The organism is bacterium (assembly GCA_037147175.1).
In the GTDB taxonomy this organism is placed as follows: Bacteria; Cyanobacteriota; Vampirovibrionia; order Gastranaerophilales; family UBA9971; genus UBA9971.
Genome location: JBAWVS010000074.1, coordinates 1 through 7,869 on the forward strand (window position 1 = coordinate 1; position 7,869 = coordinate 7,869).

Here is a 7,869-nt window from a genome sequence, read left to right on the forward strand (position 1 = left end):
GTACTATAAAATTCAATGACAACAAGACTTTAACTTATGCTGCGTAACTCCTGTTGTATACGTAATGTTCAAAATATTTTAGCTGTAGGCAAAATTATCGCAATGTTTTAAGTTGCAAACTGCACATTCGCTGTCGCAGGGTTCCGTATGTATTGTAATAAAAGCATTAAAAATATTAATCTTTAAATCAGCTTCAATTTCATCGCATAAACGATGGCTCTCATTTAAGTTAATGTCTTTCGGCATAATTAAAGTAAATTCGATTAATTTTTCAGCTCCGGATTTTCTTGTTTTTAATTTGTCGTAAGAGGTAATTTTATCAAAAGAATATTCGGTTAAAACTTCTTTTATTTTTTCAATATCTTCTTCCGGCAAAGAAGAATCCAACAAATTATTTAAAGAAGCTGAACATAATTCAAAACCTGCTTTGAGTATCAACAGGGCAACTAAAATAGCCACTATCGGGTCTAATATTTTAATACCGGTGAATTTTATCAAAATTAATCCGACTAAAACACCTGCTGATGTCATTACATCAGTTCTTAAATGTTCCGCATCGGCAAGCAATGCAATTGAATCAGTTTCTTTTGCAACTTTAAACAAATTTTTGCTTACAAAAATATTTATTATTACCGACAAAGCCATAACTACTATGCCTGCAACAGAATCTATATAGTCGATTTTCCAACTCATAAGTTTTTCAACAGACTCATATATAATATAAACGGCCGCAATAAGGATTAAAGCCCCTTCTGCAAAACCGGAGGCCTCTTCGTATTTCCCATGTCCGTATTGGTGATCGGCATCAGCGGGTTCGGCTGATTTTTTAACAGAAAAGAAAGCTATTATTGCAGCCAAAAGATCCATAAGTGAATGTACTGCTTCTGAAATAATACTTACGCTGTTTGTAAACAATCCAACTAAGAGCTTAGATATAATCAAAAAAGTATTTGAAATAATTGATATGCCGGCTGCTTTTGATTTTATATTCATCTGAATTTTTCTCCTGTTTATCAAACTTTACTTTGTTGAATTATTATTATAATATACAACATATTAAAATTTTATAATATGTTAATTTTTCTAACTTTTTACACAATAATCTGCAATTAACGAGTTAGGTTAACACTTATTATACATAGACAGAACTTAATAAAGAGTAATTCAACATGAATATTAGCGAAGCAAACAGAGAAATATTCAAAGATTTTTATCGGCAAAATAAAAATCCTAATGTTGAATTGCTTCAAAATAAACCTGAACCTGAAACATCAAAAAAGATTAATATTCCGGTAATAGCGACAACTGCTGTAGGGACATTAATTCCGATGTTAATTATAAGGAAATATCAGGGTAAATCGCTTAAAATAAATGCATTAAAAGGGATGGATTTTGTTACAAAAGCAAAAACTGTTTTAAAATCTTTCAATATAGATTACGGCTTCAAGGAAATGCTTTTTGCAAGCGTCGGCTCTGTTTTAGGAAGATTGGCAGGAGGTCTTTTGTTCAGGAAAGACGAAGATAAGAAAACTAAAGTCAAAGAATCAGTATTTCAGTTCACAAATATTGCAATTCCCACAAGTATCGTAGCGTTCTTATTAAATAATTCAAATAAACAATAAACTTTTATTGCGAAACTATTGAAATAATTTCTTAATTGACATATTATAAATTATTAATATGATGTAACTTCTCAAAGAGGTTTTTTATGCCTAAAAAACAAATTAATAAAGTCATTAAATCAATTGGTGATTTCTTTGATGTATTGTCGCATCCTGACAGAATACAAATTATCGGCTTGCTAAAAGACAAAGAAATGGATGTTAATGAAATACATGAGGCATTGGATATAAGCCAGTCAAGGACATCTCAACATCTTAAACTGCTTAAGTTCAATGATATTGTAGAAGAGAGAAAAGAAGGAAAACACGTTTTTTACAAGTTAAAGAATAAGAATATTTCAAAGGTAATGCAAACTGCTCTTCAGTTCCAAATGCTTACTTATTCCGCAGAACCGGAAACAATTCATATGATTAGTGATTTATTAATGGCCTGGCATATTTAAAAATAGGAGAATATCTTCATGAAATGTCCACATTGCAACGTAAACCTTGTTATGTCTGAGAAGCAAGGCGTAGAAATTGACTACTGTCCTGAATGCAGAGGTATTTGGCTAGACAGAGGCGAATTAGAAAAAATAATTGAACGTTCAACTCAAAGTTATGCAGAGCCGCAGAGAAGCCCTGCTTATAGCAATGACCACCACTATGAAAAACAATACAAACAAGGTCATAATGAGCATAGTTATGGTCATCATGGGGATCAAAAACATCGAAAAAAATCTTTTTTAGAAGATATCTTTGATTTTGGGTAATAATATGTTTAAAAAAGTAATTCTAATAATGATTTTATTATCAATAATCATATCGGGACTCGGGTTAGTTTTCTGATTAAAATTATTCTAAATTTATGTATAATGCCTCAGATAAATAAGAATCTGAGGTTTTTTATTAGTGGAAAATAAACAAGAATCATTATTTGATTTATCAAAGTTAAATGCCAATGAAATTTCGAAAAAGTTAAATTCTTCTTTTCAGGGTTTAACGGAAGAAGCTAAATATAGACTAAAAAAAGATGGTTTAAATCAAATATCAGATACAAAAAAAATAAATAGCTTTTCAAGATTAATAGATAGCCTTAAAAATCCTTTAATAGTACTTCTTATAGTTTTAGTTATTGTGTCTTATTCGATTAAAGAACATGAAACAACAATTATTATTGCGATAATGGTTGTAATTAGCACTGTAATAAGCTTTATTCAAGAATCTAGTGCAGATAAAGCAGCCGAAAAACTTCAGGAAATGGTCAGTTTAACCACAACTGTTTTAAGGCAAACAGAAAAAAATATTCCGATAAAAAATATTGTTCTTGGAGATGTAATTAAACTTTCAGCGGGGCATATAATTCCTGCTGATTTAAGAATTTTAAGTTCAAATAATTTGTATATTAACCAATCTGCTCTTACAGGCGAATCTTTGCCTGTAGAAAAAAGCGAAAATGTTTTAAAGAAAGAAACTAAAAATATTTTTGATCTTAATAATATTTGCTTTATGGGAAGTTATGTTTCAAGCGGAACCGCTTTAGGTATTGTTACTTCAACAGGAGATAATACATATTTTGGCAAATTAGCGGAAAAACTATCAGAAAAGAAAGAAAAAACGGCTTTTGATGAAGGCTTAAATAAATTCACATGGCTTATGATAAGCCTTAAACTTGATAGCACTTCCTCATTTGTACTGGATTATGCTTATATTAATAGTTATTGGCTACGTATCTATTACAAATACTGTAAAAAGAAATATTGAATTAAGCTAAAATATTTAAAGACTGATAAAATTTGTAAGTTTTAAATTAAAACAGGTTTCATTTCATTTATGATTTAAAGCCGATTTTTATGCACATAAATTTCTCATATGCAGGTGCTATTCCTGTAACTTCTATGCAAATGGTTCTGGAGTTTCAGCGTGATTGGGCAAATAAAGAAACTTATACTGATGTTTGCAATCTTATCAGGGAATATGGCGGTGCACACGGTGCCGGCATTGAATAAGCGTATTCAATGTTAAAATAATAAAATGCAAACTTTTTTACCTTTTCCTAATTTTCATAAGTCCTTGAGCTGTCTGGATTATAAAAAGCTTGGCAAACAAAGACCGTAAGCCTTTATTATTCTCAAGAACATTACAGGAATTTCGGATCATTGGAAAAATCATGCTGAAGTCAAGATGTGGATGGGATACCCTGATGCACTTAAGATTTATCTTAATATGTCGGTAAAATTATGGGTAGAAAGATCGTATAAAAACTCTATGCAATTCCAAGAACCCGATTTCTCGTCAAGAATATAGCTTCCGCCGTGGTTTAGGGATGAACGTTTCCATAAGGTACACAGACAGGCTCTTTTATTTAAAGATTATGACTATTACAAAAAATTTTTTCCTGATGAGATTTCACAAATTAAATACTTATGGCCTGTTAATTAATTTTTTCCAATTCTTCTAAAATTTCGTCTACATGTCCTTTAATTTTGACATTTTTCCAAGTTTTTCTGACAATTCCTTCTTTATCAATGATAAAAGTAGACCTGATTATACCCATAAATAATTTCCCATACATTTTCTTCTCGGCCCACGCTTCAAATTTTTCAAGTAGTGCATGTTCAGGATCAGAAAGAAGAATAAAATTAAGACTTTGTTTTTCTTGAAATTTTTTGTGGCTTGCAATGCTGTCTGCACTTACTCCTATGACAACAGCTTTTGAAACCAGCCTGTTAAAATTATCCCTGAAATCGCAGGCTTCTTGAGTGCAGCCGGGCGTATTATCTTTAGGGTAAAAATACAGAACAATATTTTGTCCTGCAAAGTCAGACAGCGAAAAAGTTTTCTCGTTTCCTTCGGAATCTATTCCCTGCAATGTAAAGTCAGGAGTTTTTGTGCCTATTTCTATCATTTTAATTTTCCTTAAATATTATCTTTATTTTATTGATAAATTTATTCTTCCGACAACTGCCAAAGAGGCAATTTAGTTGTTTCATCTAAGCTTCTCACAAGGTTATCGCCTTTGGATTTTTGTATAACAAATTCTCCGGCATAAACAATTGTTTCTGGCATAAGGTGACCGCCGAAAGTTTTTCCTTCAGAATTAGAAAGTACTATATGAATATGGGCAAAAGGTTTTGCGTCTTTAATAGAAATATTGCCGGTACAGGAAACTATTTCAAGTCCGCCTTTTAAATTTTCTCCTTCCAGTATCCGGTATATTTGTTTGTCTTGAGAATAATATCCGACTTTAGCATGTTTTACAGCTCCAATAATATTTACTGTGCCTATATTGATATCATTTTCAAAGCAAAAATTATTAATTTGTTCCAATAAATCAGAATCATGTGGAATTCTTCCCATATATATTTTTTCTGTTTCGTATGAATTAGCCCAAATTTTTTCCAATTATAGTTCTCCTTTAAATTCATATCGATTTGTCAATAATTATATGGGAAACAAGGGAATTATTTTTATAATTTTTTATGTTAAATTTTAAAAATATAATAAATGCTGTTTGCAATAAAAGGAGTAACTGTGAAAACATATAAATTAAATTCAGGATATGAAATGCCGCTGTTTGGATTGGGCACATGGAAGTCTGATAATGAAGATGAATTATATAAAGCTGTCAGAGAAGCTGTAAATATAGGCTACAGGCATATTGACTGCGCAAAAATTTACGGCAATGAAAAATTTATCGGAAAAGCATTAAACGACGCTTTCAATGATAACGATGTTAAAAGAGAAGATATATTTATTACATCTAAGCTTTGGAATGATTCCCACGCTAAAGATGATGTTATTCCTGCGTTAAAAACAACCTTAGAAGATTTGAAACTTGACTATCTGGATTTGTATTTAATTCACTGGCCTGTGTGTTTCAAAAAAGGCACTATGTTTCCAAGCAGTACAGATGAATTTATTTCGCTTGAGAATTTGCATATTTCTGAAACTTGGCTTGGTCTGGAAAAAGCAGTTGATGAGGGTCTTGTAAAATCAATCGGAGTATCTAACTTCAGTATCAAAAAACTTGAAGAACTTGATAAAACTGCTAAAATAAAACCTGCTGTCAATCAAGTCGAATCACATCCGTTTCTTCAGCAAACAGAATTACTTGATTATTGTAATTCAAAAAACATTGCACTTACTGCATATTCACCGCTTGGATCAAAAGACAGGGCAGGATTCCTTCTAAACAAAGATGAACCGTCTTTACTTGATAATCCGGTTATTAATAAAATCGCAGTAAAACATAATTCAACATCTGCTCAAGTACTTATTAAATGGCAAATTCAAAGGAATGTTATTGTAATCCCAAAGTCTGTCAATCCAAAACGGCTTAAAGAAAACTATAATGCACAATTTATAGAACTTGACGAAGCTGAGATGAAAGAAATTGCTTTGCTGGACAGACATTTCAGGTATGTAAACGGTTCATTCTTTACACCGGAAGGAAGCGGCTACACTTTAGAAAATCTTTGGAATGAGGAATAAAAATGGAAAAAGCAACATTTGCCGCAGGATGTTTTTGGGGAGTGGAAGCTAAATTCAGAAAATTAAACGATGTTGTTTCAACACAGGTAGGTTATATAGGCGGACATAAAGAAAACCCCACCTATGAAGAAGTTTATTCCGATTCAACCGGTCATGCGGAAGCTGTTGAAATAAATTTTGACCCTGAAAAAATATCTTATAGCGAACTGCTAAAAGTGTTTTGGAATATTCACAATCCTACAACTCTCAACAGGCAAGGATTTGATACGGGAAGCCAATACAGATCAGCCGTATTTTTTCATAATGAAGAACAGCAAAAACTTGCACTTGCATCAAAGAAAGAACTTACAGAATCCGGCAAATTTGAAAAACCGATAGTTACAGAAATTCTACCTGCTCCAAAATTTTGGAGAGCAGAAGAATATCATCAGCAATATTATGAAAAAACAGGTCGCTCAGGATGTTAAATCCGATAAAGCCTCTGCGTGCCAGCCGCATTCTTTTTCAATATATTTAATAGTCTTATACCAATTCGCTTTCAATCCAGTATTAATGAAATAAAGTTTGTTTCTGTAGGAACCTCCGGAGGCGAAGCCGAGGACAAGCGACGGAAGAAATAAACTTTATAGAATGCAATTTGGTATTAATCATTCATCCCCAAAAAATCTCTGCGAATCTGCCTTATAAGTTCGGGAGGGATAGTTTTTGGTTTTTCCTCAGATTTTTCCCTGCAAAAATCAGGATATTTTTCAAAAAATTTCTTGCAATCAGCTTCAGCCTTTTTGAATTTAATTAACGTATCCATTTGCCTCACAAAAGAATAAAGCCTGCCGGAACTGATTTTTATTCCAGTGTCAATATTTTCGCTTAAATCAGAAAGCATATTGCGGACAAAAATATCAAAATCCTGAAGACAAACCTGTTTTGAATCCAGAAACGCCTGTCTCTTTCCGCTCCAGTCATTGCCGTCTTTCCAGTATTTAATTATCCTGACAGAAATATGAAACCGCTCAGCGATTTCTTCAATAGTCATCTGCTCTTCTGTATAAAGCCTTTGCGCTTCTGCGTAATAAAACTTTTTCTTGCTCAAATCAGTCCCCTTAATTAAAGCCAAGTGTAATCAATGAGCAGGGTAAGTTTAATCCATTCTTCAAATTTCCTGCTGTAGCGAGTCCCGTCTATAAGCCGCGTCAGATAAGATTCAGTTATCTTAAGTTCTTTCGCTAACTCTTTTTGAGTGATACCGCGAACTTTTAAAGCACCTTTAATTGCCGCTCTTCTCTTTTTTAAAAACATGTATTTATCTCTATTGTGAACTTACACTGCCTCATTTAAATTATAGCTCTGCCTGCAGAGGTTTTAAAGTATCCAAAGATTAATTTTTAAAATAATATTATTGTTTCAAGACAGAAACAATATTGGGAAAGACACTTCCAATTAAAGTAAACAGAGTTAACATCATTGATACGGAGTAAATTAATCTGTAAGGACAATGATAGTGAATGTTAATGATATATGGTTAAGCGTTAAAACTTTATCTGAATTAAAAAACGTAACCCCACGAGCAATCAGATCGGCTCTGCCCAAAAAAGGGAATGAGTTTAATTCGCTCAGTTCCGCTTCGCCGGGCAAATACATATTCAGAGAAACTCAAACACTTGGAGGGAAGAGTTATGAGATTTTATTATCTTCTTTAGAACCTAAATTGCAGGAAATTTACTAAGAGGTCATCTGAAAAGTATTGAAAAATAGGTCACAATATTGTTAGGTATGT

General features: G+C 32.4%; 13 protein-coding genes. 8 read left to right on the forward strand and 5 right to left on the reverse strand.

Annotated elements, in window-relative coordinates:
* Positions 1–78: 78 nt before the first annotated feature.
* On the reverse strand, positions 79–993 hold the full coding sequence (locus tag WCG23_12430) for a cation diffusion facilitator family transporter (GenBank protein MEI8390675.1): 915 nt from the start codon (positions 991–993) through the stop codon (positions 79–81).
* Positions 994–1,169: 176 nt separating this feature from the next.
* Here WCG23_12430 and WCG23_12435 point away from each other — a divergent pair, with 176 nt between their 5' ends.
* The 5 genes from WCG23_12435 to WCG23_12455 all read left to right on the forward strand — a co-directional run bounded on the left by WCG23_12435 (position 1,170) and on the right by WCG23_12455 (position 3,610).
* Positions 1,170–1,622, forward strand: coding sequence for a hypothetical protein (locus WCG23_12435; GenBank protein MEI8390676.1), 453 nt, complete (start codon positions 1,170–1,172; stop codon positions 1,620–1,622).
* A gap of 86 nt (positions 1,623–1,708) precedes the next feature.
* Entirely contained in the window at positions 1,709–2,065 is a 357-nt protein-coding gene (locus WCG23_12440; GenBank protein ID MEI8390677.1) for a metalloregulator ArsR/SmtB family transcription factor, read from the forward strand.
* Between the two features lie 18 nt (positions 2,066–2,083).
* Complete coding sequence (locus WCG23_12445; protein ID MEI8390678.1) at positions 2,084–2,374, forward strand: zf-TFIIB domain-containing protein; 291 nt, start codon at positions 2,084–2,086, stop codon at positions 2,372–2,374.
* A 139-nt stretch (positions 2,375–2,513) separates the two neighbouring features.
* A complete protein-coding gene (locus WCG23_12450) occupies positions 2,514–3,365 on the forward strand; it encodes an HAD-IC family P-type ATPase (GenBank protein MEI8390679.1) in 852 nt (283 codons plus the stop codon).
* An 89-nt stretch (positions 3,366–3,454) separates the two neighbouring features.
* Positions 3,455–3,610: a hypothetical protein gene (locus tag WCG23_12455; GenBank protein ID MEI8390680.1), complete on the forward strand. Its 156-nt coding sequence runs from the start codon at positions 3,455–3,457 to the stop codon at positions 3,608–3,610.
* Between the two features lie 425 nt (positions 3,611–4,035).
* Here WCG23_12455 and bcp read toward each other — a convergent pair whose 3' ends face one another.
* Positions 4,036–4,509 carry a thioredoxin-dependent thiol peroxidase gene (gene bcp / locus WCG23_12460; protein ID MEI8390681.1) on the reverse strand — a complete coding sequence of 158 codons (474 nt, stop codon included), beginning with the start codon at positions 4,507–4,509 and terminating at the stop codon, positions 4,036–4,038.
* Between the two features lie 41 nt (positions 4,510–4,550).
* Positions 4,551–5,006, reverse strand: a complete 456-nt coding sequence (locus tag WCG23_12465; protein ID MEI8390682.1) for a PPC domain-containing DNA-binding protein — start codon at positions 5,004–5,006, stop codon at positions 4,551–4,553.
* Positions 5,007–5,135: 129 nt separating this feature from the next.
* On the opposite strand from WCG23_12465, the gene WCG23_12470 reads away from it, so the two are divergent.
* On the forward strand, positions 5,136–6,095 hold the full coding sequence (locus WCG23_12470; GenBank protein ID MEI8390683.1) for an aldo/keto reductase: 960 nt from the start codon (positions 5,136–5,138) through the stop codon (positions 6,093–6,095).
* A 2-nt stretch (positions 6,096–6,097) separates the two neighbouring features.
* Positions 6,098–6,562 (forward strand): peptide-methionine (S)-S-oxide reductase MsrA, encoded by a 465-nt coding sequence (gene msrA, locus WCG23_12475; GenBank protein ID MEI8390684.1) that lies wholly within the window; start codon positions 6,098–6,100, stop codon positions 6,560–6,562.
* A gap of 176 nt (positions 6,563–6,738) precedes the next feature.
* On the opposite strand, the gene WCG23_12480 is transcribed toward msrA, so the two are convergent.
* Together WCG23_12480 and WCG23_12485 are read right to left on the reverse strand one after the other, a co-directional pair.
* A complete protein-coding gene (locus tag WCG23_12480; protein ID MEI8390685.1) occupies positions 6,739–7,185 on the reverse strand; it encodes a hypothetical protein in 447 nt (148 codons plus the stop codon).
* A 14-nt stretch (positions 7,186–7,199) separates the two neighbouring features.
* Complete coding sequence (locus WCG23_12485; GenBank protein MEI8390686.1) at positions 7,200–7,391, reverse strand: helix-turn-helix transcriptional regulator; 192 nt, start codon at positions 7,389–7,391, stop codon at positions 7,200–7,202.
* Positions 7,392–7,593: 202 nt separating this feature from the next.
* Here WCG23_12485 and WCG23_12490 point away from each other — a divergent pair, with 202 nt between their 5' ends.
* Positions 7,594–7,818 (forward strand): hypothetical protein, encoded by a 225-nt coding sequence (locus WCG23_12490; GenBank protein MEI8390687.1) that lies wholly within the window; start codon positions 7,594–7,596, stop codon positions 7,816–7,818.
* Positions 7,819–7,869: the final 51 nt, after the last annotated feature.

Coding starts and splice junctions, on each gene's coding strand:
- msrA (MEI8390684.1), top strand. CDS start 6,098: ATGGAAAAAGCAACATTTGCCGCAGGATGTTTTTGGGGAGTGGAAGCT.
- WCG23_12455 (MEI8390680.1), top strand. CDS start 3,455: ATGCACATAAATTTCTCATATGCAGGTGCTATTCCTGTAACTTCTATG.
- bcp (MEI8390681.1), bottom strand. CDS start 4,509: ATGATAGAAATAGGCACAAAAACTCCTGACTTTACATTGCAGGGAATA.
- WCG23_12440 (MEI8390677.1), top strand. CDS start 1,709: ATGCCTAAAAAACAAATTAATAAAGTCATTAAATCAATTGGTGATTTC.
- WCG23_12445 (MEI8390678.1), top strand. CDS start 2,084: ATGAAATGTCCACATTGCAACGTAAACCTTGTTATGTCTGAGAAGCAA.
- WCG23_12430 (MEI8390675.1), bottom strand. CDS start 993: ATGAATATAAAATCAAAAGCAGCCGGCATATCAATTATTTCAAATACT.
- WCG23_12485 (MEI8390686.1), bottom strand. CDS start 7,391: ATGTTTTTAAAAAAGAGAAGAGCGGCAATTAAAGGTGCTTTAAAAGTT.
- WCG23_12435 (MEI8390676.1), top strand. CDS start 1,170: ATGAATATTAGCGAAGCAAACAGAGAAATATTCAAAGATTTTTATCGG.